The organism is Sagittula sp. SSi028, assembly GCF_048553715.1.
Lineage (GTDB): Bacteria > Pseudomonadota > Alphaproteobacteria > Rhodobacterales > Rhodobacteraceae > Sagittula.
In genome coordinates this window covers 672,029-693,341 of record NZ_JBLZNC010000001.1, presented here as the reverse complement: position 1 = coordinate 693,341, position 21,313 = coordinate 672,029, and the positions used below count along the sequence as shown (strand labels likewise).

Here is a 21,313-nt window from a genome sequence, read left to right as displayed (position 1 = left end):
TCTGGCGCTTTGGCTATGGCCAGTGCGCTTGCCGCGCCAGTTCAGGCGCAAGACGCCATTACTGCCGATGAGTACCTGAATTATTTGCATTCGCTTAAATCTGTCGTTGCGCCCAAAGAGAGCCGCAGTGCCGCGACCGTGGGCATACCCAGCGGATTTACCATTCCGGCGAATGTTGGTTTTGCCGCTGTTGCTTTTAGCGACAAACGCGAACGGGGAGACAAAAATGACACAGATGCCTCTGCCGCTTTGGGCTTCGGCTTTGGCGATGCGGTGTCGGGTGTTGGTGTCGACCTGATCATCGGCCTCAGCAGCGTGGGCAAGGGGCAGGGCGGCGGGTTCGACGCCGCGGATTTTGGCGACTCCGGCTCGCTCAACGTCAAAGTATCGCGTCAGTTTGCCTCGCCGATCCAATCGGGGCAAGTGGCCAGCCTGTCGTTAGGGGTGGGCCGTGCCGTCACGTGGGGCGACGCCGAGGACACCGATCCCAGCTATATTCTCGCCATGTCGAGCGGCTTTACCTATGGCACCAAACCCGGTGCGCTGCCGGGCATGGTGACGATTGGATATGGCACCGACATCGGCACGTTCGAGGATATGGATGGCCTGATTTTCGGCCTTGGTGTGGGGCTCACGGATTGGCTGTCGACGGGCGTGTCGTGGTACGGGGACGAGGCGATTGCCGGGCTGACCACCAAAACCCGATTGACCCGCAATCTCGATATGCAGATGGGGCTAAGCTACAGCGATGTGGCGCATCAAAACAGTGATGGTCGCTGGGTGCTGAGCTTTGCCCTGATTGACAAGAAACTGTTCTAAGGAGCGTGCTATGAAATCCTGTCTGGCTTTCGTTGTCATTGTGTCTGCCTCGGCTGCGGCGGCAGGGCAAATTTCCGTGGTGAACCCGCCGAACATTGTGACACCCGCGCCTGTCATTCCGGTGGCGCCACCTGTGCCGACAGTATCGACACCCTCGGTATCGGCTCCGTCAGTTTCTACACCTACGGTTTCCGCGCCATCCGTCGTCACGCCGACCGTATCAACGGATGTTGTGCTGCCTGGTTTTGGCAACTTTGCCCCAGATGCAGGCACCGGGGGCGGCTTATCAGGCGCGCGTCGTGGCACGTTGCCCACCGCAGTGATGAGCTTTCCGGTTGAACGCATGACCATTCCGCAAATGCAGCAGGCGCTGATCTCGATTTCTCAGTTGCTGGCGTCGGGGCGTTTGCGCCCCGCGCAGGCCGCGGTGCTGCAACAGCAAGCGGATCGCATGGTGCAAGCGCTGAACGCGGGCGGCTGAGGCTTTCGCTTTTTCGGGCAGGTTGCCGGGTGGTCCTGTGTTATACCGGATGTGATTGATTGCGCGCCGCGTCATAAAGCTGCTCTTTGAAGGCATCGACCGCCGGAGCAGGGGATTTGCCGTCGCGCCACGCAATATGCAACGCGCGCCTCACCACCGGGGCCACCAGCGGGCGCACGGTTAAGGCGGGGTCGTTTTCTTCCGGCCACGCGAGGGCAGGGAGCGGGGCCAGCCCGATGCCTTCGCGCACCATGGACAACAGCGTAGCGGGGCTTTCGGCCTCATAAGCGGTGCGGTCAGCGAAAATGCCTGCGGGCAGCCCGTGTTCCATTTCCAGACGAATGCCGGTGCGCGCGGCCATCATTACGACGCCGGCCTGACCGGCCTCGCGCCAGGTGACGCGGTCCCGCGCGGCCAGTCTGTGATCGCGGCGCATGACCAAGGCGAAGCTGTCAGACATCAAAGGCTTTGATACCAGATCCGACAGATCCGGCGGCTCATTGGCAATGGCAAGATCGACCTCCCCCTTGCGCACCAGATCCATGCACCGGCCGCGAGGTTCTTCGTGGACACGAATGCTGATTTTTGGATGTCTGGCACGAAACCGGCTGATGACCTTTGGGATCAAACGGATCGCAACAGATGGCAGGCAGGCAATCCTGACCTGACCACGTTCGATCGTCTGCCACGCGCGCATGTCTGCGATCTGGCGGTCGAACTCCGCCAAAATCCGTCGCGCACCGGGCAGGAACTCCTCTCCCAGAGTGCTCAGGACAACCCGACGGGTTGTGCGATCGATTAGCCGAACGCCTAAATTTGTCTCAAGCTGCTGAATGAGTAGGCTGACCGTCGATTGCGCCATGCCGCAGGCCCGCGCCGCATGAGAGAAGTTCAGCGTGTCCGCCACCGCGACAAACACCTGTAAATGTTTGATATCCACATCATTGATCGTCATAGTCGATATATATATCGAATTGCATCGAATTGACAATCAAACCCTTGAGCGGGTCGATGGCCCCATAAGCGCACCCGGCCGACTAAACGGCAGCGCAAGTTCAGGGGGCTAACACATGCTCAACAGACGTTCTTTTATCGCATCCGGTCTTGCCGCAGGGACGGTGTTTGGCGCGACGCGACCGGGCTTTGCCGCCGGTGAGGTCATCGTGTCCGAGGCCATTCGCACCGCGATGTACGCGCCGCTTTATGTGGCCGCAAATCTGGGCCTGTTCCAGAAACACGGGCTTTCTGCGTCGATCCAGACAGCCGGGGGCATCGCCTTGCCGGTTCCGATGTTGCTGTCAGGGCGCAGCCTTGTGGGGGTGACCAGCCCGGGCATGTCGGTCAACGCTGTGCGCGAAGGCGCATCGCTCAAGAATATCGCAAAGATCGTCGGCGGCGTGTCCATGTGGGCGATTGCAAAGCCGGGGTCCGGTATTTCCAGTATCGCTGACCTGCAAGGCAAAACCATTGCCACGCTGAAATTCCCGTCCTCCACCATTCAGGTGCCGACATTTGCCATCAAACAAGCGTTGGGCATGACACCGGAAGAGGCAGGCATTACCTTTCTTGAATTGCCACCGGGGGCGCAGGCCACCGCCGTCAAGGACGGTCGCGCGGATGTGGCGACGGCTTTTGAATGGGACGTGTCCGTCGGCGCGCGCGATTTCGGGCTGGAGCCCGTGTTGTCGCTGGCGGATGTGATCGGGCCGACCTCTTTCACCACCGCGATGACGACAGAGGACGCCATCGAAAGCCACCCCGAAGAGCTGCAGGCCTTTTGCAACGCCATTGCCGAAGCCATGACCGCCATGCACGCCGATCATACGCTGTTGGCCGCGACAGGGGCGGCGTTCTTTCCGCAGGTCGACCAGGACATCATTGAAAGCGCGGCTGCGAATTTCTTTGCCTCCGGCGTTGCAATCCCGACCACGCCCGTAATCACGCAAGAGGAATTCGACAGTGCTATGGCGCTTGAACTCGGCGGCGGGTCGATTTCTGAGGCTCTGCCGTTCGACACAATGGTGGACAATCGCTTCGCCGATGTGGCCGCCAAAACCTATGGGGTCTGATATGAAAGACGCGCAATCAAAACAGGTGGTGGGGGATCAATCGGCCCCCATCCTCAACGCACGGCCCGAAATGCTGGGGCTCGACCCGCAAAAGACAGCCATTGTCGTCGTGGATATGCAAAACGGATATGCCAGCAAGGGCGGGTATGTGGATCTGCGCGGCTTTGATGTGTCAGGCACGCGGTCGGTTATTCAGAATATCGCCGATACTGTCGATCTGGCCCATGATCTGGGCATGCCGGTGGTGTTTCTACAGAACGGATGGGATCCGGAGCTTAAAGAGGCCGGTGGGCCAAGGTCGCCCAATTGGTACAAATCCAACGCGTTGAAACTGATGCGGGAGAAGCCGGAACTAAAGGGGACGCTGCTGGCCAAGGGCGGCTGGGACTATGCGCTCGTTGATGAGCTGACGCCGGGCCCTGACGATATCGTTCTGCCCAAAACGCGGTACTCCGGCTTTTGGAACACGCAACTGAATGCCATTTTGCGCGCACGCGGCATCGAAAACGTCGTTTTCTGTGGGATCGCCACGAATGTCTGCGTCGAAACCAGCATCCGCGACGCGTTCCACAACGAGTTCTTTGCGGTGCTGTTGGAGGACGCCTGTCACCAGCTGGGTGACGACATGATCCGCGCCGCAAGCATCTACAATATCGAAACATTCTTTGGCTGGGTCGCGCGCTGCAGCGATTTCGCCGACTACGCCGCCATGTGCAAAAAGGAAGCCTCCGCATGAATGACCGTGTTCTGATCCCCGCTGGTACTGCCGCACCCTTGGGTCCGTTTTCGCCCGGAATGGTCGCTGACAACGTAGTCTACACCGCCGGTATCCTGCCCTTTGATGACAACAATGACGTGGTGCACCCCGGTGACGCGGCGGCCCAGACCCGCCATGTGTTCGAGACCATCCGCGCCATTCTGGCAGAGGCGGGCGCAGGGTTCGAGGACGTGGTGTTCAACCATGTTTTCGTGGCTGACTTTGCCGATTACGCCGCAATCAATGCGGTATATGCCGAGTATTTTCCGGGCACAAAGCCCGCGCGCTATTGCGTGCAGGTCGGTTTGGTAAAGCCCGAGGCAAAGGTCGAGATCGCGACCATCGCACATAAGCGGGCAGCGACATGAGCCTTGTAGAACCGGCACAGGCGCAACCGGCGGCGCGGGGCCGCCGCGCCACGCGCGTGCAATCCACCGGCCCCAAATGGCAGGACGCGACGCCATCAACGCGACAAGTGCTGTTCTGGCAGGTCGGTCTTTTGTTCGGCCTGCTGGCGCTCTGGGAACTCGCGGTCTCCCTCGGCTGGATCGAGGTCTACATCTACGGACGCCCCAGCGGCATCTTTGCGAAGGCCGTGGATTTGATCGGCTCTGGCGCGCTGCTTCGCGACAGTGCGCTGACCGCGTTCGAGGCGGTCAGCGGTTTTATCATCGGCACCGTTTCCGGATCTGTTCTGGGGCTGGCGCTTTGGCTGACGCCGATGGGCGCTGCGGTGATGAAACCCTATATGATCGCACTGAACGGCCTGCCAAAGATCGCCTTGGCGCCGCTGGTCATCATTTGGTTCGGCATCGGTCTGGGGTCGAAAATCGCTTTGGCCACTTTGATCACCTTTATTGTGGCGATGATTGCGGCGCAGCAGGGCACCCGCGAGGTCGATCAGGATCTGGTCAAACTGATGCGCTCGCTTGGCGCATCCCGGTTCAAAACCTGGCGGACGGTCATCGTTCCGGGCTCCCTGCCGTGGATCGTGTCTGCGTTCCGCCTGAACGTTGGGTTTGCGCTGATCGGGGCGGTCGTCGGCGAATACATCGCCTCCAACAGCGGGCTTGGCTATATGATTTCCTACGCCGGAACGCTGTATGACCTGAACGCTGTCTGGCTTGGCATCGCTGCGCTGATGGTGGTCGCACTGCTGATGTATGCGGCCATCGATTGGTGCGAAAATCGCCTGATCAAACGCTAGGAGGCGCGGCTATGCCATTCGCATACAACGAAAATGTCGCGCTCTACTACCAAGAGCAGGGGGAGGGCGAGCCACTTGTCCTGTCCAGCGGATTGGGCGGCGTGCGCAGCTATTGGGCGCCGCAAATACAGGAACTGAGCCGCCGCTTTCGCGTCATCACCTACGATCACGCGGGCAGCGGACAAAGCACGCGCTCTGTCGGTCCGCGGTCCATTGATGCCTTTGCCAAAGACATCGAGGCGGTCATCACAGCCTCGGGCGCGCAAAGCGCCCACATCATGGGACATGCCGTGGGAGGCATGATGGGGCTGCAGCTTGCAATGACCGTCCCGGATCGGGTGCGCAGCCTGATTGTGGTAAACGGTTGGGGCGCGCCTGATCCGCATATCCGCCGGTGTTTTTCTGTCCGACGCAATCTGTTGGTTCACAGTGGGCGCGCGGCCTATGTCGAGGCGCAGCCGTTGTTCCTGTATCCGGCGCCGTGGATTTCAGCCAGCGATGCCCAACTGCGCGCGGCTGCCCGACATGCGCCGGAGCATATGCCGGATACCGAGGACCTTCTGGACCGCATCGATCGCTTTGAGGCGTTTGATCCAGCGGATCAGGCGCTGGCGAACGTGAGCTGTCCCGTGATGTGCCTGTCGACGCGTGATGACATGCTTGTCCCGTGGCAGGCGGGCGAGGCGCTGTCCAATCGTTTGCCAAAGGCTTCGTTTGTTCTTTTGCCGCATGGGGGACATGCCTCCAGCCAGACGGACGCGCCCGCTTTTGCCGAGGCTGTCCGGTCTTTTTATCACACGCAGGCGACCTGCGAACAGGAGTATTCGCTATGACTGCAATCTTGACGGCGGAACATGTCGGCATGGTCTTCGACACGCCCGATGGCGGAACGGTCGAGGCGATCCGCGATGTGTCGTTCGAGCTTTACCCGGGCGAGATCGTGGCCCTGATCGGTCCGTCCGGCTGCGGCAAGACGACATTGTTCAACATCATCAGCGGCCTGCTGACCCCAAGCCGGGGCAGCTTCACCGTGAATGGCGCGGATCATGGGCCGTCGGTTGGCTATATGTTGCAGAAGGATCTGCTGCTGCCGTGGCGCAGCGTGATCGACAACGTGGTGCTTGGGCTGGAGGTCCGCGGCATAGCGCCATCTCAATCCTATCCCATCGCCAAACGTCTGATCGCCGCTTATGGGCTGGCCGGGTTTGAAGACTCGAAACCGGCAACCCTGTCCGGCGGTATGCGCCAACGGGTTGCGATCATGCGGACCTTGGCCTTTGATCCGGCTGTTGTCCTGCTGGACGAGCCGTTCTCGGCGTTGGATTTTCAGACGCGTACGCTGTTGCAGACGGACGTGGCAAAGATTATCGCTGAAAGTCAGAAAAGCGCCGTGCTGATCACGCATGATATCGGCGAGGCGATTACCATGGCGGATCGGGTAATTGTCCTGTCGCAACGGCCATCGACAGTGCTGCGTGAACTGGTCGTCGATATCCCACGCGATGCCCGTGATGCGGTCGCCCTGCGGTCTGACAAGCGTTTCAACGAGCTGTTTATCGAGATTTGGAACGACGTTCAGCACAAAGTCGCGGCCTGAACCAAAACAGCGGCCCTCGCGCAGAGGGCCGCTGTTCTTTTGTAGACTGGTCGCCTGGACATAGGCGAATGCCGATCAGCCGGCGCGACGCTCGTCAAAGCTCAGCGCAATAAACTCGGGCATGTGATCACCCATACCAAGCACGCTCGGGCCACTGCGACGATCGCTGGACCGGCTGCTTTCGCTGCGCTTGGTCTCCGGTTTGCTGGTGCTTTTGCCGCTGGTCGACTTGGTCGAAGATGTCTTTTGTTCGCTGGATGTCTTCGTGCTGGAGCTCGAAGAGCTGCGGCTGCTGCTGGAAGACGTCCGGCTGCGGCTGCGTGTGGATTTGGCGGGCTTGTCCTCGTCCGTTGCGGCAACGGGTTTTGCGGATTTCACCGGATTCTCCAGACGGGGGATTTCCTTCTGGATCAGCTTTTCCACACCGTCGAAGTTCTTATCATCGCGGGGCACGACAATGGTAAATGCCTTACCCGACCGGCCGGCGCGGCCCGTGCGGCCAATGCGATGAACGTAATCCTCGGCATGTCCCGGCACGTCAAAGTTGAACACGTGGCTCACGGCGGGGATGTCCAGACCTCGCGCAGCCACGTCCGAGGCGACGAGGATCTTGATCTTGCTGTCCCGGAACCCTTCCAAGGTGCGGGTCCGGTGCGACTGGTCGAGGTCGCCGTGAATGGGCTCGGCGTTGTAGCCGTATTTCTTCAGCGATTTGGCCACGATATCCACATCGACCTTACGGTTGCAGAAGATAATGGCACGGTCGCATGTGTCGCCTTCAGCATCGATCAGAGCGCGCAGCACGTTGCGCTTTTCAGTGCCTTCACGATCTTTGCGCGACGGGGTGAAAACCACCGCAGCCTGCGCGATATTCTCGGATGCGGTTGCTTGACGTGCAACTTCCACGCGCGCGGGCGCGGACAGGAACGTATTGGTGATCCGTTCGATTTCCGGCGCCATCGTGGCCGAGAAAAACAGCGTTTGACGAGTGAATGGCGTCAACGAAAAGATGCGTTCGATATCGGGAATAAATCCCATGTCGAGCATCCGGTCCGCCTCATCAACGACCATAATTTCGATGCCGGTCAGCAGCAGCTTTCCACGTTCGAAATGGTCCAGAAGACGACCTGGTGTCGCGATCAGGACATCCACGCCTTTGTCGATCAGCATGTCCTGTTCTTTGAACGACACCCCCCCGATCAGTAGCGCCTTCGTCAGCTTCACATATTTGGAATAGGCGTCGAAGTTTTCGGCCACTTGTGCGGCCAATTCGCGTGTGGGGCACAGTACGAGCGAGCGCGGCATGCGCGCACGTGCGCGGCCGCGGGCCAGCTTTGTGATCATCGGCAGGGTGAAAGACGCGGTTTTGCCTGTGCCTGTCTGCGCGATCCCAAGAACGTCTTTGCCTTCCAAAGCCGAAGGAATCGCGCCCGCCTGAATTGGGGTCGGCGACTCGTATCCCGCCTCTTCGACGGCTTTCAGAACTTTAGGGCTCAGGTTCAGATCAGAGAATTTTGTCATGTATGTCCGTATGGTTGCGGACACTGTGCATGGCCCGCGCGTATGTCAGGGAACGGCCCAATCGGCCCGACCTCATGTCGTAAACATCCCCTGCGCGCTCCATAGTCAAAAACGCATGAAAGGTCAATAATGCTGGCAGTTTAGGGCCGGAGGCGGCGCAATTGGCCGGGCTTTGGTCAATCTGGGAAGTGTTTGCGCCGGATGGTATCGAGGTCCATGTTATAGCAACGCAAAAGGCCGTGACGCTCCAAGCGCGCGCAAAGTTGGTCATTTGCGGTGCAGACTTCGTCATAAAAGGAACGAAGCGTGTCTTCGCCACCGTCTTGTTCTAGCATTTTGAATAGATCGTGATGGGAAAGCGCATTTTTGCGCGCGACCTGAGGAGATAGCTCCTCCCGATACGAGCCTTTTGTCAGTCTGTAGCGATAAGATTTGATGAAATGCTCCCAAGTGCCCGCATGGAAGTGCGCGAGCTCGATATCCGCCAATTCTATCTGGCCGGGGTTTTGGTCTCCGTCCACGATAATATTGTGTATCTTTATCTGCAGGTCTTCTACACCCGTTCGAAAGAACAGTTTGCCGGCCACATGGCTGAGGAACCCGCCTGAAAGGTGTTCGCCGTACGTTGGAAAGCAATCTTGAGCGGCTGATTGACGTGCTTTTCGGTCCAGGTGAAACGCCTTGAATGTTTTCGTGACGGATTGCGCAGGATGGTACAGGGCTTCGATAGGGCGAACACGTGAACAAAGTGATGTATTCGACAATTTATCTAATGCGTTCTCGATTGATTGCGCGGGTATCAAAAACTCATCGACGTCGATGTGGCACAGCCAGTCGACTTCAGGGCTGCGTTGATAGCAATCACTCGCATTTACGCATTGGCGGACCTGATGCTTGTTTGGCCTGCGCTTTTTTCGGCTCCAGTAGTCGGCGTCCGTTCTGGTGACACGTACCTTAGGGTGCGATTTTAGTATCTGATAGGTATTATCGTCCGGGGCGTCCAAATATAAGTAAATACGGTGTGCACCTTTCTCCAGATGCCACGCTGCGAATGTTTGGATCTCGTCCAAAGGCGCTTTGACGGTTGTGACCGTGCCCCATTTCGTCATTTCAATGCACCGAAAGTGCTTTTGACTTTTCTGTCCAGTTCCAGATCATGTTCAACAAGCATGTTGAACTGGGAGAGCTTTTGCCGAAGCTCCGGAGTGTCTGCACAAACCTCATCGAAAAACGCTCTGAGCGCTGTGTCATCCTCTTCGGCCAAAAGAAAATCAAATAGTCCCGCTTGTCCAAGCTCCGGTCTTTTGCTGCCACGATTGCGATAGGAGCCATGGGTTCTGCGGAACTCCAGATGCTGACAGAAATGGTCCCATGACGGCGTGTGGAAATGCCCCAACAGCATATCATGTATAGGATATCTGTTTGTAGGCACTTCACCTTCATACTTCAAAGTATGAATTCCCAAGCGCGTATTTGGTGTTCCGGTACGGGCAAATGGCTTCCCCGCTGTGTGGGAAAGAAACCCGCCGTAAAGGTGAAGCCCAAAGGTCGGATATATATCCTGTAACTCAGATTTCTTCACACCTGCATAGCGATGTGTAAGCTTGAAGCGCGTTGGGTGAGACGTATTCGATGCCAAAGCTTCAGCCGGAGACACGCGCCCGAATACAGCGCTTTGTGGCATGTCGAACAGGATCTCAGACACCGGCTTGTCAGGTATCAGGAACTCATCAATATCTATATGGCCAAGCCAGTCGAGATCGTCCCGTGATTCTTTCAGGCATCGTGTCGCATTGAATGCCTGCCTCAATTGATGCGCATTTGGCCGGTCTTTGCCAGCGCCGCGCCAATACACGGCGTCGCAAGTTATAAACCGCAGCCGCGGGTGGGAAAGGCGTTGAGCAACTTCTGGCGCCGGCGCGTCGAGATAGATCGTCAGGCTATTGGCGCCCAATTCCAAATGATGTGCCGCAAATTTCGCAATGGTTTCCACCGGAGCATTCGTTGTCGTGACCAAGCCCCAGCGTAGAGTGTTTGGCGCAGTCGGTTGCGTGGCTATGTTCACGGGTGCCGCTCTGGCACTTTCTACCTCTTTGTCCACGTCGTCAATTTTTGCGCGTTTCGCGGCTTTTTCTGCACGCATCTGCGCAAGGCGGGCGAATAATGCACGTTTATCGGACCATAATTCGGTCAGTAGGTGATGAGCGAGTGGCGCAATGACTGCGTCGGTCGCGGCTTCCTGCCAAAGGCGCGCAAAAGTGTTGACGTCCAACCCGCCACCGACAAGCGAATATGGGTTCATATCCAACGGCAGGTCCGCCTTCTGCCGTGTATCCACGGAATAGGCTTCAGTAGACGGATAGCCAGAGTATAGGCGTTCCGTTTCATACAGTTTCATAGCGCCGAATAGGGTCGAAAGCGCAAGTCCGGTACTTCTTTGCGTTGGGTTCAGGCCATGGTCACCAAATGTTGTGATCGCCGACACCAGCCACCGTGCATCAAGCTGTTCGAGCAAGTGGTCAGCATGCTCATCCCAAATCCGATGAAAGAGATAGGCGGCTTGCTCGGGTACGTGCCTCTTTCTGAGGTGTGCAATGAGCAAGCCGTGCAGGCTGCAGAGTTCGCTTTTTCCGGCAAGTTCCTGACGGATCGCATGCGCTTTGCGGTGATAATTGGACCGAAACGGGGGGGAATATGTCGGATCCAGGTCTGGGTCGGCCACATTCTGCACAGTTAGCGGTGCTAGCGGAGCATTGGCCTCTGGAAGCCCCTCACCGGGAGCTGTCGTGAAAGCATCGCGGCGTGCTTCGTATTGAGCAAGAAGTTCAGCGATTTTCGGGGGCGGTGTTTTCATGGAGTTCAGTTTGCCGATGCCAGCCAAAGTGACAAGACCAGTCGTTGCGATGCCATGGCATATCCTAGGTCTGTGGCATGCAAACATGTGACTGCAGGGCCGAGATATCTGGTCAATTTTTAGAAAACAGCGTAATCGGGCGGCGACGAAGACTGGAGACCCCCATGGCACTGACATCATTTTCGCTCAATGCGCGCGACGGTCGGGCGCGGACCGGCGTGATTTCCACGCCGCGCGGCGAGATCCGGACGCCCGCCTTTATGCCTGTGGGGACCGCTGCGACGGTGAAGGGCATGCTCCCAGAGAACGTGCGTGCGACCGGCGCGGACATCCTCTTAGGCAATACATATCACTTGATGCTGCGGCCGGGGGCAGAGAGGATCGCCAAGCTTGGTGGGTTGCACAAATTTATGAACTGGGATCGCCCGATCTTAACGGATTCCGGTGGCTTTCAGGTCATGAGTCTGTCGGACCTTCGTAAGCTTACTGAAAAAGGGGTTACCTTCCGCAGTCACGTCGACGGCAGCAAACATGAATTGACGCCGGAACGGTCAATGGAGATCCAAAAGCACCTAGGTTCCGACATCGTGATGGCCTTCGATGAATGTCCGGCTTTGCCTGCAGATCGCGCGCGGCTCGAAAGTTCGATGCAGATGTCTATGCGGTGGGCGGCGCGCTCACGCGAGGCGTTTGGCGACCGTCCGGGGCACATGCTGTTTGGGATTCAGCAAGGCGGGCTTGAGGAAGATTTGCGTGCTGAATCTGCCAAGGCGCTGATAAATATCGGCTTTGACGGTTACGCGGTGGGAGGTCTGGCCGTCGGGGAAGGGCAAGAAGCGATGTTCGCATGCCTCGATTTCGCACCGGAACAGCTGCCAGTGGACAAGCCGCGTTACCTGATGGGCGTCGGCAAACCGGCGGACATCGTTGGTGCGGTGGCGCGGGGCATCGACATGATGGATTGTGTTCTGCCGTCGCGCTCTGGGCGAACTGGACAGGCCTGGACACGCCGTGGTCAGGTGAACCTCAGAAACGCACGCCATGCGGATGATCCAAGACCGTTGGACGAGAATTGTAGCTGCCCGTGCTGTCGGGGTTACTCTCGTGCGTACTTGCACCACGTGGTTCGGGCAAAGGAAATGATCGCCGGCACGCTTCTGACATGGCACAATCTGCATTATTATCAGGAGTTGATGTCTGGTATGCGTGAGGCAATCGCCGAACAGAGGTTCGCCGCGTTCCAAAAGTCATTCGAGTTGGAATTTGCGTCTGGAGATATAGAGCCGCTTTAGTCGGGCAGTGCGTTTACTCGAGCACGCCGATTTTAGCCAGAATACCCGCAGTCTGTGCACAGTGGGTAGGGTGTATATGCACCGAAGGGCGCGGAACGGTTTGCGTTAGGGATTGTTGATGTCAGGCTTCGCTCGACGAAGCCGATGTCACGATACCTGAAAGGCAACCTTAACATGCCCGAACTGTTTGATCCGATCACCGTGGGCGCCATCTCCCTGCGAAACCGCGTGGTTATGGCGCCACTCACCAGAAACCGCGCAAAGCAATATGACGCGCCGATGGACATGCACATCGACTATTATCGTCAACGCGCGGGGGCGGGCCTCATCATCACGGAGGCCACCCAGATCTCGCCGGAGGGTAAAGGATACGCGTGGACGCCCGGAATCCATTCCGCTGTGCAGATTGACCAGTGGCGGAAGGTGACGGAGGCGGTCCATCAGGTGGGTGGCAAAATAGTCCTGCAATTATGGCATGTTGGTCGCGTGTCTCATCGCTCTCTCCAGCCAAACGAGCAGGCACCGGTTGCCCCGTCCGCGATTGCCGCCGAAGGGGTAAAAACCTTCGATGGCACGCAAATGGTCGATGTGTCGACGCCGCGCGCCTTGGACAAAGACGAGATTCCAAGGATTGTCGAAGATTTTCGCCAAGCCACAAAGAATGCGCGTGCTGCTGGTTTTGACGGGGTCGAAATCCACGCAGCAAACGGCTACCTTATTGACCAATTCCTAAAGGACGGCACGAACAAACGCACCGATGACTATGGCGGCAGTTTCGAATGCCGTGGGCGGTTCCTTAATGAAATTGTCGATGCGGTAACAAGGGCTTGGCAAGCGGATCGTGTCGGCGTGCGCATTTCTCCGTTTTCGGGCGCAAATGGCGCGGAGGACAGCGATCCTGCGGAACTTGCTGAATATGTGGTGCGCAGTCTGAGCGGACGCGGGTTGGCCTATCTTCACATCGTCGAAGGACAGACCGGAGGCCCGCGTGATCTGCCCGAAAACGTCGATCTTCGTGCACTAAAAGCCCTGTTTGATGGGGCATGGATGGGCAACAACAATTATGACCGCGAGTTGGCGATGGCTCGGGTCGCGGAGGGAGATGTGGATCTGGTGGCTTTCGGGCGTCCCTACATCGCCAATCCGGATCTGGCTGAGCGTTTGAAGCGTGATAAGCCATTGGCAGATGGGGATCCGGATACGTACTATGGCGGCGGACGCGCCGGGTATACCGATTATCCGGCGTTCGACGCGTAACCTTAGTTAAAAAACCTATGCCATCGCGGAGTGTTAACCACGGCACCCGCGACGGCGCCGCAGCCGGTGCGCTGGCCGCGACCTAGGCGCTGCAACGGGTTCAACGGCGCTTGCGCCCGCGGTCCGGTGAGGTCATTCTAAATCGAAACGATATTGGAGGGGATAACCTCAAGACTTGCTTGAAATATGAGCGAGCTTCCCCAAATATAGTCATCCCTCCGGGGACGACCCAAGCTGCCGCAAAGCGGGGCAGGGCCGTCCTGCCAAGAACAGGAAACGCGAGCATGAAACAGCCTCTTAACCCGTCTTACCCAGTGCTGCCGCTGCGCGATATTGTGGTCTTTCCGCATATGATCGTGCCGCTCTTTGTGGGCCGTGAAAAATCGGTTCGCGCTCTGGAAGAGGTGATGAACGACGACAAGCAGATATTGCTGGCCAGTCAGATCGACCCGTCTGTGGATGACCCCGATCAAGAGGGGATCTACCGCGCAGGTGTGCTGGCTAACGTGTTGCAATTGCTGAAACTTCCCGATGGTACGGTCAAGGTTCTGGTCGAAGGCCAGAGCCGCGTGCGCATCACGAACTACATCGAGAACGAGAAATTTTTCGAAGCAAGCGCGGAATACCTGACCGAGATGGAAGGCGATCCTGCCACGGTCGAAGCGTTAACCCATACGGTTGCCGAGGAATTCGAGCGCTACACCAAGGTTAAAAAGAACATCCCCGAAGAGGCCATGGCCGCCGTCTCCGAGGCGACGGAACCCGCGCAGCTCGCAGATCTTGTTGCGGGCCACTTGGGCGTCGAAGTCGAACAAAAGCAGGAACTTCTGGAAACGCTGTCTGTGGCGGAGCGGTTGGAGAAGGTCTATGGCCTGATGCAGGGCGAAATGTCCGTGTTGCAGGTCGAGAAAAAGATCAAAACCCGTGTTAAATCCCAGATGGAGAAGACGCAGCGTGAATATTATCTGAATGAGCAGATGAAGGCCATTCAGAAGGAGCTTGGCGACGGCGAAGAGGGCGAAGGCGAGATCGCCGAGCTCGAAGAGCGGATTAACAACACCAAGCTGTCGAAAGAGGCGCGCGAAAAGGCGGATGCCGAGCTTAAGAAGCTCAAGAACATGTCGCCGATGTCAGCGGAAGCCACCGTGGTGCGCAACTACCTCGACTGGATGCTGTCGATTCCGTGGGGTACAAAATCGCGCGTTAAGAAAGACCTTAACCGCGCGCAGGATATCCTCGACGCGGACCACTACTCCTTGGATAAGGTTAAGGAGCGCATTGTCGAATACCTTGCGGTTCAGGCGCGCAGCCAGAAATTGAAAGGGCCGATCCTCTGCCTTGTCGGACCTCCCGGGGTTGGTAAGACGTCGCTGGGCAAATCAATCGCCAAATCGACTGGTCGTGAATTCATTCGCATCAGCCTTGGCGGGGTGCGCGATGAATCCGAGATCCGCGGCCACCGCCGGACTTACATCGGCTCCATGCCTGGCAAAATCATTCAGGCGCTGAAGAAGGCGAAAACCACAAACCCGCTGATCTTGTTGGATGAAATCGACAAGATGGGGCAGGATTTCCGTGGTGATCCCGCTTCTGCAATGTTGGAGGTGCTTGATCCGGAACAAAACGGGACGTTCGTCGACCACTACCTTGAGGTGGAGTACGATTTGTCGAACGTCATGTTTGTGACGACGTCGAACAGCTACAACATGCCGGGTCCGCTTCTGGACCGGATGGAGATCATTTCCCTGTCCGGCTACACCGAAGATGAGAAGCTCGAGATCGCCAAGCGGCACCTCTTGGATAAAGTGGTAAAGAACCACGGCCTTAAGAAAGGTGAATTCGAAGTTTCGGACGAAGCGCTGACGGATGTGGTGCGTTATTACACCCGCGAGGCCGGTGTGCGGAATCTTGAACGCGAGATCGCCAAGATTGCCCGTAAGGCAGTCACGAAAATTGTTAAGAAAGAGACCAACGAAGTTTCTGTGAATTCCGACAATTTGAATGACTTCTTGGGCGTGCGAAAGCACCGCTATGGATTGGCCGAAGACGAACACCAGATCGGCGTGGTCACCGGGCTTGCCTGGACCTCCGTCGGTGGGGACCTGCTGCATATCGAGGCGTTGAAACTGCCGGGGAAAGGTCGGATGAAAACGACCGGTAAACTTGGCGATGTGATGAAGGAATCGATTGATGCGGCGTCGTCCTACGTACGCTCGATCTCGCCCGAAATCGGTGTGAAACCGCCAAAATTCGATAAGCTCGATATCCACGTTCACGTGCCGGATGGTGCGACACCCAAGGATGGTCCCTCGGCCGGTCTTGCCATGGTAACCTCGATTGTATCGGTGTTGACGCAAATCCCGGTGCGTAAGGATGTAGCAATGACGGGCGAAGTTTCCTTACGCGGGAACGCCATGCCGATTGGTGGTTTGAAGGAAAAACTGCTGGCCGCATTGCGCGGTGGGATCAAAACCGTTTTCATTCCCGAAGAAAACGAGAAAGATTTGGCGGATATTCCGGACAACGTCAAAGAGGGGCTGCAGATCATTCCCGTGAAGCATGTCTCTGAAGTTCTGGCGCAGGCGTTGGTGTCCAAGCCGGAGCCGATCGAATGGGACGAGGCGGCGGAAGAGGCTGCGGCCGCGGCTGCGGCGAAATCCTCCGAAGAGGCGCGGGCGGGATCTGTTGCGCATTAAGCGCGCACTTACTCCACAGTTTGCATAAATATAAATTACCCCCGGTGGCATCAGCTGCCGGGGGTTTTGCATGTGGCAGCCTAATCATGTGATCATGCTGCCAATAATCTAAGTGCGCTGACCTGTTCCCCATTGCTTCCGCTAATTTAGGTAAGCTCTGTTCAGGTTTTGGTCTTCCTTTGACCGGTTAGCCTATTCAGCTGCCGTCATGCCAGCGAGGCTTGTGTGTGGGTGGTGATTGTTGAAGTCATTGCGCCAAGCCGAGATGAGTGCTCTGGCATGGTCGTCCATTGAAGGCGCCATTGGTTCGAGCCCAATGGACGACGGTTGGCGAACAGGTGCTCGTTAAGGCACTCGTCGCGCTGGCGGCCATTGAAGCTCTCGACGAAGCCGTGTCTCGCATGGGCTTTCCTGGCGCGATGTAATGCCACTCGACCTTGCGGTCCTTCTGCCATTTCAGAATGGCGTTCGAGGTCAGTTCTGTGCCGTTGTCGCTGACCCCCAAGCAAGGGTAGCCGCGCATCTCAGCAATGCGATCCAGTTCCCGTACAACCCGATCTCCCGATAGTGACGTATCGACCACCGCAGCTAAGCACTCGCGGCTGAGGTCATCGATCACGTTGAGAATGCGGAACCTGCGGCCACATGACAGACTGTCGGACACAAAGTCGAGCGACCACCGTTGGTTTGGCCCCTGCGGGATCGCCCCTATCGGCAGATTGCTTTGCAATCGCCTGCCGGGCAATGATCGGTGCTCGAGTGCCCACTGCACGCTTGCGACCATTCCGTTAAAGTTACGTTAACCTTTCTTCGGGTAGATCCGATACAGCGCTCCGCCCCACAAACGATCCCCCGGATCGTCTGCTTTACGGGCTTCGATCCAGTTAACCTTCCAGCCTTCGCGTTTGAGCAGGATGTGCAGCCGTCGATAGCCAAACCGCCTTCGTTTAGATGACAGCTCTTTCAACCGATCCCTCAGCTCGGTATCCGCTGGCCGCTTTGACACACGTCGGTAGACGCGCGGATCGATCCCGGCCAAAACACAGGCCCACTTCTGATTATATCGCTTCTCTTTCATGGCCCAGCCTGATGCTCATTCATTATCTCGATAATCTGTTCGTCGCTGAAACGGCTTCTCTTGATCGTCTGTCACCTTGTTGGAGAACAGGCTAACTCAAAACACCGGACTGTTCAGGGGAGCAGGTCGGTGCCTTAATCGAACACCGCCAGACGTGCACTTGTCGTCTGTGATGTTATGACGTTACGTTTCGGTGGGGCGATGTACGGAAATGCGTGCTTGCAATTAGAATGACTTACTTCAAAGACTGGCTTCAAGGGTAAGGCTATGAAAAGTATCGGATTTTTGCCGATATTGGCGAGTGGCGCATTTCCTGCTTTGGCGCAGGAGCCTCGTCAGCTAGATGCCCGCGTGCACGGTGAACCTGTGATACAAATCGCTGTCGAGAATGATCAGGTGGAGATTTTGATCATGGCGCCGGGAATGGACGTTGTGGGTTTCAAACATCCGCTGGAGCAACAGGAGGATCGGCAGGCGGTTGCCGCTGCTTTGAGAATGCTTGAAACGTCCGAAACTGTTTTCAAAATGCCCGAAGCCGCTGGCTGTAGCGTTCAATCTGCCGAAGCGGAGCTGCATTTGGGCGGGGCTACGCCAGACCATGAAGCTCACGACCACGATGACCACGGACATGAAGATCACGATGACCACGGCCATGGTGGGCATGACGAACATGAAGCCGGGCATAATGGCTTTCATGCGGATTATCCCCGGATTTTTCGGTGGCCAAGGGAGAGCGTGTTTTGTTGCTTGGCGCAAGCGGGTCGGGCAAATCTTCACTGCTTTCAATCATCTGCGGTATTGCGCATCCGCAAAGCGGACAGGTTTGCATCAACGGCTCGGATATATCTCGATTGCGCCCGTCGCAGCGGGACCGCTTCAGAGCCGAGCAAATCGGCGTTATTTTCCAGCAATTCAACCTCCTGCCCGACGCGAGCGTCGCTGACAACATCCTGTTGCCGCTGCGTTTCGCGCCGCAACGGCGCAAGCGTGCGGGTGGGCGTACCGCGGCAGATAGCTTGTGCAGGGCACTGCATCTGCCTGACAACATAAGCCAAGTGACCGCAAGCCGGTAGAGCGTCGGGCAACAGCAGCGGGTTGCTGTAGCGCGGGCCTTGATCGGCAGCCCACCCTTGATTGTGGCGGATGAACCGAGGTCTGCGTTGGGTGCGCCGGGCAGAAAGGGTTTGTTGACACACTTTTAGAGCAAGCCCGCATGTCTGAAGCAACCGTCCTGATGGTCAGCCATGACGTACGGCTCTCAGTTCGGTCCGACCGTTTCGTTCGGTTGGCAGAGATTGTCACTACCTCGCGGGGGGCCGCATGGTTGTGCGATCGGCTTTTCAGTCACTTATGGCCCGGGCACTAACCGTCGGAATGCCCGTTCTGGCCATTGCCTTGTCTGTCGGCCTTTTTCTGGGCGTCGAAAAACCGGGGACAGCCACCGGCAATTTCGCGTCATGGGAACGACGCAGGCATTCTTTGATCATTACCGGTGTCGGGGTGGGCGCGCGTTGGAAGTGGCGCATGGGACCGGGCTGGATGATTTATATGATGCGGTGATCGGGGCCCTGGTGGCGCATGCGTTGGGCTATGACGGGGACGCCCCAATCGTGGTGTCGCGTCATTCGCGGATCATGATGAACAACCCTTTCGTGTGGCTGGGATCTTGAGACGCACGGGAACGCCGGTGGATCGGACGGTTATCGTCTCTTTACAGGCCATGGAGGTGATTCACGTTGACTGGCAAAGCGGGGCCAAAGGGCCGAACACCACGCCGGTCAAGGTGATCCGCCAGATGGATTTACAGCCCCAAGCGATCACGGCCGCCTTGGTCGGGGTTGAATCGCGCTTGCAGATCTTTGGCCTGCAACGCGCGATAAACGACTGCTCAGAGGAGCTGTTGTTGGCCATTCTGCCCAGAGTGGCTTTGGCCCAGCTCTGGCAGATCGTCGGTGTGGCAGAAACCGCTTTGGTCGGTGTGTCGTTTATGGTCGTTGTGACCGCCCTGATGGGGATGTTGGCGATGATCTTTGCGTCTTTGAATGAACGCCGGCGTGAGATGGCCATTGGGCGCGCCATGGGGGCCAGCCCGATCACCATTCTTGGCCTACTGGCGTGCGAGGCGGTTTTGGTGGCCGCGATTGGGGCTGTGGTGGGAGTGGTCCTGTTGTACGGCGCGCTCGCACTGGCACGTCCCGCAATCGATGCGCACTTCGGGATTTGGTTGCCAATCAACCCGCCCGCAGGGCCCGAGGCGCTGGCTCTCGCAGGTGTGATCCTTGCCGCTGCCATTGCAAGCCTGCTGCCTGCCTTAGGTGGGCGCCTGCATCCACGTGCCGCCCCCGCCTGCCAACCAGCTTGTTCTGGTCACGACTGACGCGCCTTACGAAAACGATGGCCTGTTCGAGGCGGTCACCGTCGAAGGTCTGTTCAGCACTGCTTCGTTGGCCACAGAGTTGGCGGATGTCGGCTATGCTATGCCATGGCGGCCAATCGCATCACGCGCTTTCGTCCATAAAGGGCGGGGACAATAGAACAGGGCCGCGATGGCATCGCGGCCCTGACGTCATAGAATTGCGGCTCGGATCATCATCGCCACCAGGCTCAGGGCCAGAACGCTCAGCAGCCAAATGGCGATGAACCAGCCCCAGCGTTTTGCGGTCTCGCGTAGAGGCATCAGTGATACCCCTCGGCCGGGTCCATTTTGCCGCGAAACACCCAGTAGGCGTAGGCGGTATATGCCAGAATGATTGGCAGCAGGATCGCCGCGCCCACAAGGGTGAACAAAAGGCTGCTGTCAGGGGCTGCGGCTTCTTGAATGGTCAGGGCGGGCGGCACCATCATCGGATAAAAGCTGATGCCGATGCCCACAAAGCTGACCACAAAGAAACCCAGCGCCGACAGGAACGGCTTCAGGTCGGAATGGTCGCGCAATCCGGTGAAGAAACTCCACGCCAGCGCCAGCATCATGACCGGCACAAGCATCGACCACAGGCTGCCGGGCAGGCTGAACCAACGCTCGAAATAGACCGCGTCCTGAAACGGCGTAAGCAGGCTGACCACGCCAATCAGCGCAAGGGTGGCAACGCCCAATCCCCACGCATAGCGGCGCATCTGGATCTGGATGTCCGCCTCTGTCTTCATCACGATCCATGTGGCCCCAAGCAGGGCATAGCCCAACACGACAGCCACACCGGTCAGCAGGGAAAACGGGGTCAGCCAATCGAACCAGCCGCCTGCGTAGGCGCGGCCTTCGACCTCGATCCCTTGGACCAAGGCACCCAAAGCGATGCCTTGGCACAGGGCTGCGACCAGCGATCCGCCAAAAAATGCCGCATTCCATCCCGTTTTGTTCCCTGTCCGCCATCGGTATTCAAAGGACACGCCACGAAACACCAGTGCCAACAGCATCAGGATGATCGGCATATACAGCGCCGGCATCACGATCGCATAGGCCAGCGGGAACACCGCAAACAGCCCGCCGCCGCCCAGTACCAACCATGTCTCGTTGCCGTCCCAGACCGGCGCGACGGAGTTCATCATCAAATCGCGGTCGTCTTCGGTCTTGGCAAAGGGGAACAGGATACCGATGCCCAGATCGAACCCGTCCAGAACGACATAGACCAGCACCGCAAAGGCGATCAGTCCGGCCCAGATGAATGCAAGATCGAATTCCATATCGTGG

The 21,313-nt window shown here is 57.7% G+C and carries 20 protein-coding genes and 3 pseudogenes; 16 read left to right on the top strand and 7 right to left on the bottom strand.

The window, feature by feature from the left end; genetic code table 11:
- The first annotated feature begins 15 nt into the window (after positions 1-15).
- Together ACN5AZ_RS03350 and ACN5AZ_RS03345 are read left to right on the top strand one after the other, a co-directional pair.
- Complete coding sequence (locus ACN5AZ_RS03350) at positions 16-819, top strand: hypothetical protein (RefSeq protein ID WP_419427420.1); 804 nt, start codon at positions 16-18, stop codon at positions 817-819.
- A 10-nt stretch (positions 820-829) separates the two neighbouring features.
- A complete protein-coding gene (locus ACN5AZ_RS03345) occupies positions 830-1,300 on the top strand; it encodes a hypothetical protein (protein WP_419427419.1) in 471 nt (156 codons plus the stop codon).
- A 40-nt stretch (positions 1,301-1,340) separates the two neighbouring features.
- Here the strand turns inward: ACN5AZ_RS03345 and ACN5AZ_RS03340 are convergent, their stop codons facing one another.
- A complete protein-coding gene (locus ACN5AZ_RS03340) occupies positions 1,341-2,255 on the bottom strand; it encodes a LysR family transcriptional regulator (RefSeq protein WP_419427418.1) in 915 nt (304 codons plus the stop codon).
- A gap of 115 nt (positions 2,256-2,370) precedes the next feature.
- Between ACN5AZ_RS03340 and ACN5AZ_RS03335 the strand changes: the two genes are divergently transcribed.
- Genes ACN5AZ_RS03335 through ACN5AZ_RS03310 form a run of 6 tightly spaced genes read left to right on the top strand, consistent with a single transcriptional unit; the run spans position 2,371 to position 6,930 of the window.
- On the top strand, positions 2,371-3,369 hold the full coding sequence (locus ACN5AZ_RS03335) for an ABC transporter substrate-binding protein (RefSeq protein ID WP_419427417.1): 999 nt from the start codon (positions 2,371-2,373) through the stop codon (positions 3,367-3,369).
- Between the two features lies 1 nt (position 3,370).
- On the top strand, positions 3,371-4,105 hold the full coding sequence (locus tag ACN5AZ_RS03330) for an isochorismatase family protein (RefSeq protein WP_419427416.1): 735 nt from the start codon (positions 3,371-3,373) through the stop codon (positions 4,103-4,105).
- A complete protein-coding gene (gene rutC / locus ACN5AZ_RS03325) occupies positions 4,102-4,494 on the top strand; it encodes a pyrimidine utilization protein C (protein WP_419427415.1) in 393 nt (130 codons plus the stop codon). Before ACN5AZ_RS03330 ends, rutC begins: the two co-directional genes overlap by 4 nt.
- A complete protein-coding gene (locus tag ACN5AZ_RS03320; protein WP_419427414.1) occupies positions 4,491-5,333 on the top strand; it encodes an ABC transporter permease in 843 nt (280 codons plus the stop codon). Before rutC ends, ACN5AZ_RS03320 begins: the two co-directional genes overlap by 4 nt.
- An 11-nt stretch (positions 5,334-5,344) precedes the next feature.
- Positions 5,345-6,166 (top strand): pyrimidine utilization protein D, encoded by an 822-nt coding sequence (rutD, locus tag ACN5AZ_RS03315; RefSeq protein WP_419427413.1) that lies wholly within the window; start codon positions 5,345-5,347, stop codon positions 6,164-6,166.
- A complete protein-coding gene (locus ACN5AZ_RS03310; protein WP_419427412.1) occupies positions 6,163-6,930 on the top strand; it encodes an ABC transporter ATP-binding protein in 768 nt (255 codons plus the stop codon). The genes rutD and ACN5AZ_RS03310 overlap by 4 nt, the downstream gene beginning before the upstream one ends.
- A gap of 75 nt (positions 6,931-7,005) precedes the next feature.
- Here the strand turns inward: ACN5AZ_RS03310 and ACN5AZ_RS03305 are convergent, their stop codons facing one another.
- The 3 genes from ACN5AZ_RS03305 to ACN5AZ_RS03295 all read right to left on the bottom strand — a co-directional run bounded on the left by ACN5AZ_RS03305 (position 7,006) and on the right by ACN5AZ_RS03295 (position 11,305).
- The gene (locus ACN5AZ_RS03305; RefSeq protein WP_419427411.1) at positions 7,006-8,451 is read right to left on the bottom strand and encodes a DEAD/DEAH box helicase; all 1,446 of its coding nucleotides are present in this window, start codon (positions 8,449-8,451) and stop codon (positions 7,006-7,008) included.
- Positions 8,452-8,627: 176 nt separating this feature from the next.
- Positions 8,628-9,560, bottom strand: a complete 933-nt coding sequence (locus ACN5AZ_RS03300; RefSeq protein ID WP_419427410.1) for a glycosyltransferase family 2 protein — start codon at positions 9,558-9,560, stop codon at positions 8,628-8,630.
- Complete coding sequence (locus ACN5AZ_RS03295) at positions 9,557-11,305, bottom strand: glycosyltransferase family 2 protein (RefSeq protein WP_419427409.1); 1,749 nt, start codon at positions 11,303-11,305, stop codon at positions 9,557-9,559. Before ACN5AZ_RS03295 ends, ACN5AZ_RS03300 begins: the two co-directional genes overlap by 4 nt.
- 164 nt (positions 11,306-11,469) lie before the next feature.
- On the opposite strand from ACN5AZ_RS03295, the gene tgt reads away from it, so the two are divergent.
- The 3 genes from tgt to lon all read left to right on the top strand — a co-directional run bounded on the left by tgt (position 11,470) and on the right by lon (position 16,550).
- Positions 11,470-12,597, top strand: a complete 1,128-nt coding sequence (tgt, locus tag ACN5AZ_RS03290; RefSeq protein ID WP_419427408.1) for a tRNA guanosine(34) transglycosylase Tgt — start codon at positions 11,470-11,472, stop codon at positions 12,595-12,597.
- A gap of 174 nt (positions 12,598-12,771) precedes the next feature.
- Positions 12,772-13,854, top strand: a complete 1,083-nt coding sequence (locus ACN5AZ_RS03285; RefSeq protein ID WP_419427407.1) for an alkene reductase — start codon at positions 12,772-12,774, stop codon at positions 13,852-13,854.
- A gap of 284 nt (positions 13,855-14,138) precedes the next feature.
- Entirely contained in the window at positions 14,139-16,550 is a 2,412-nt protein-coding gene (gene lon, locus ACN5AZ_RS03280) for an endopeptidase La (protein ID WP_419427406.1), read from the top strand.
- Between the two features lie 192 nt (positions 16,551-16,742).
- On the opposite strand, the pseudogene ACN5AZ_RS03275 reads toward lon, so the two are convergent.
- A pseudogene (locus ACN5AZ_RS03275) lies at positions 16,743-17,634 on the bottom strand (integrase core domain-containing protein); the annotation flags it as partial.
- 261 nt (positions 17,635-17,895) lie between these two features.
- Here ACN5AZ_RS03275 and ACN5AZ_RS03270 point away from each other — a divergent pair.
- The 5 genes and pseudogenes from ACN5AZ_RS03270 to ACN5AZ_RS03250 all read left to right on the top strand — a co-directional run.
- A pseudogene (locus tag ACN5AZ_RS03270) lies at positions 17,896-18,273 on the top strand (ZrgA family zinc uptake protein); the annotation flags it as partial.
- Between the two features lie 74 nt (positions 18,274-18,347).
- Positions 18,348-18,830, top strand: a pseudogene (locus ACN5AZ_RS03265) (ATP-binding cassette domain-containing protein).
- Positions 18,831-19,002: 172 nt separating this feature from the next.
- Positions 19,003-19,188, top strand: coding sequence for a hypothetical protein (locus ACN5AZ_RS03260; RefSeq protein ID WP_419427405.1), 186 nt, complete (start codon positions 19,003-19,005; stop codon positions 19,186-19,188).
- A 127-nt stretch (positions 19,189-19,315) separates the two neighbouring features.
- On the top strand, positions 19,316-20,005 hold the full coding sequence (locus ACN5AZ_RS03255) for an ABC transporter permease (RefSeq protein WP_419427404.1): 690 nt from the start codon (positions 19,316-19,318) through the stop codon (positions 20,003-20,005).
- On the top strand, positions 19,944-20,162 hold the full coding sequence (locus ACN5AZ_RS03250) for a DUF3299 domain-containing protein (RefSeq protein ID WP_419427403.1): 219 nt from the start codon (positions 19,944-19,946) through the stop codon (positions 20,160-20,162). The genes ACN5AZ_RS03255 and ACN5AZ_RS03250 overlap by 62 nt, the downstream gene beginning before the upstream one ends.
- A 32-nt stretch (positions 20,163-20,194) precedes the next feature.
- Here the strand turns inward: ACN5AZ_RS03250 and ACN5AZ_RS03245 are convergent, their stop codons facing one another.
- Both ACN5AZ_RS03245 and cydB read right to left on the bottom strand, forming a co-directional pair.
- Positions 20,195-20,305, bottom strand: coding sequence for a DUF2474 family protein (locus ACN5AZ_RS03245; protein ID WP_419427402.1), 111 nt, complete (start codon positions 20,303-20,305; stop codon positions 20,195-20,197).
- Positions 20,305-21,306 (bottom strand): cytochrome d ubiquinol oxidase subunit II, encoded by a 1,002-nt coding sequence (gene cydB / locus ACN5AZ_RS03240; RefSeq protein WP_419427401.1) that lies wholly within the window; start codon positions 21,304-21,306, stop codon positions 20,305-20,307. Before cydB ends, ACN5AZ_RS03245 begins: the two co-directional genes overlap by 1 nt.
- Between the last annotated feature and the right edge of the window lie 7 nt (positions 21,307-21,313).

Bases quoted from the DNA above. Each gene is read 5' to 3' on its own strand.
- ACN5AZ_RS03350 (WP_419427420.1), top strand. From the start codon at position 16: ATGGCCAGTGCGCTTGCCGCGCCAGTTCAGGCGCAAGACGCCATTACT.
- ACN5AZ_RS03345 (WP_419427419.1), top strand. From the start codon at position 830: ATGAAATCCTGTCTGGCTTTCGTTGTCATTGTGTCTGCCTCGGCTGCG.
- ACN5AZ_RS03340 (WP_419427418.1), bottom strand. From the start codon at position 2,255: ATGACGATCAATGATGTGGATATCAAACATTTACAGGTGTTTGTCGCG.
- ACN5AZ_RS03335 (WP_419427417.1), top strand. From the start codon at position 2,371: ATGCTCAACAGACGTTCTTTTATCGCATCCGGTCTTGCCGCAGGGACG.
- ACN5AZ_RS03330 (WP_419427416.1), top strand. From the start codon at position 3,371: ATGAAAGACGCGCAATCAAAACAGGTGGTGGGGGATCAATCGGCCCCC.
- rutC (WP_419427415.1), top strand. From the start codon at position 4,102: ATGAATGACCGTGTTCTGATCCCCGCTGGTACTGCCGCACCCTTGGGT.
- ACN5AZ_RS03320 (WP_419427414.1), top strand. From the start codon at position 4,491: ATGAGCCTTGTAGAACCGGCACAGGCGCAACCGGCGGCGCGGGGCCGC.
- rutD (WP_419427413.1), top strand. From the start codon at position 5,345: ATGCCATTCGCATACAACGAAAATGTCGCGCTCTACTACCAAGAGCAG.
- ACN5AZ_RS03310 (WP_419427412.1), top strand. From the start codon at position 6,163: ATGACTGCAATCTTGACGGCGGAACATGTCGGCATGGTCTTCGACACG.
- ACN5AZ_RS03305 (WP_419427411.1), bottom strand. From the start codon at position 8,451: ATGACAAAATTCTCTGATCTGAACCTGAGCCCTAAAGTTCTGAAAGCC.
- ACN5AZ_RS03300 (WP_419427410.1), bottom strand. From the start codon at position 9,560: ATGACGAAATGGGGCACGGTCACAACCGTCAAAGCGCCTTTGGACGAG.
- ACN5AZ_RS03295 (WP_419427409.1), bottom strand. From the start codon at position 11,305: ATGAAAACACCGCCCCCGAAAATCGCTGAACTTCTTGCTCAATACGAA.
- tgt (WP_419427408.1), top strand. From the start codon at position 11,470: ATGGCACTGACATCATTTTCGCTCAATGCGCGCGACGGTCGGGCGCGG.
- ACN5AZ_RS03285 (WP_419427407.1), top strand. From the start codon at position 12,772: ATGCCCGAACTGTTTGATCCGATCACCGTGGGCGCCATCTCCCTGCGA.
- lon (WP_419427406.1), top strand. From the start codon at position 14,139: ATGAAACAGCCTCTTAACCCGTCTTACCCAGTGCTGCCGCTGCGCGAT.
- ACN5AZ_RS03260 (WP_419427405.1), top strand. From the start codon at position 19,003: ATGCCCGTTCTGGCCATTGCCTTGTCTGTCGGCCTTTTTCTGGGCGTC.
- ACN5AZ_RS03245 (WP_419427402.1), bottom strand. From the start codon at position 20,305: ATGCCTCTACGCGAGACCGCAAAACGCTGGGGCTGGTTCATCGCCATT.
- cydB (WP_419427401.1), bottom strand. From the start codon at position 21,306: ATGGAATTCGATCTTGCATTCATCTGGGCCGGACTGATCGCCTTTGCG.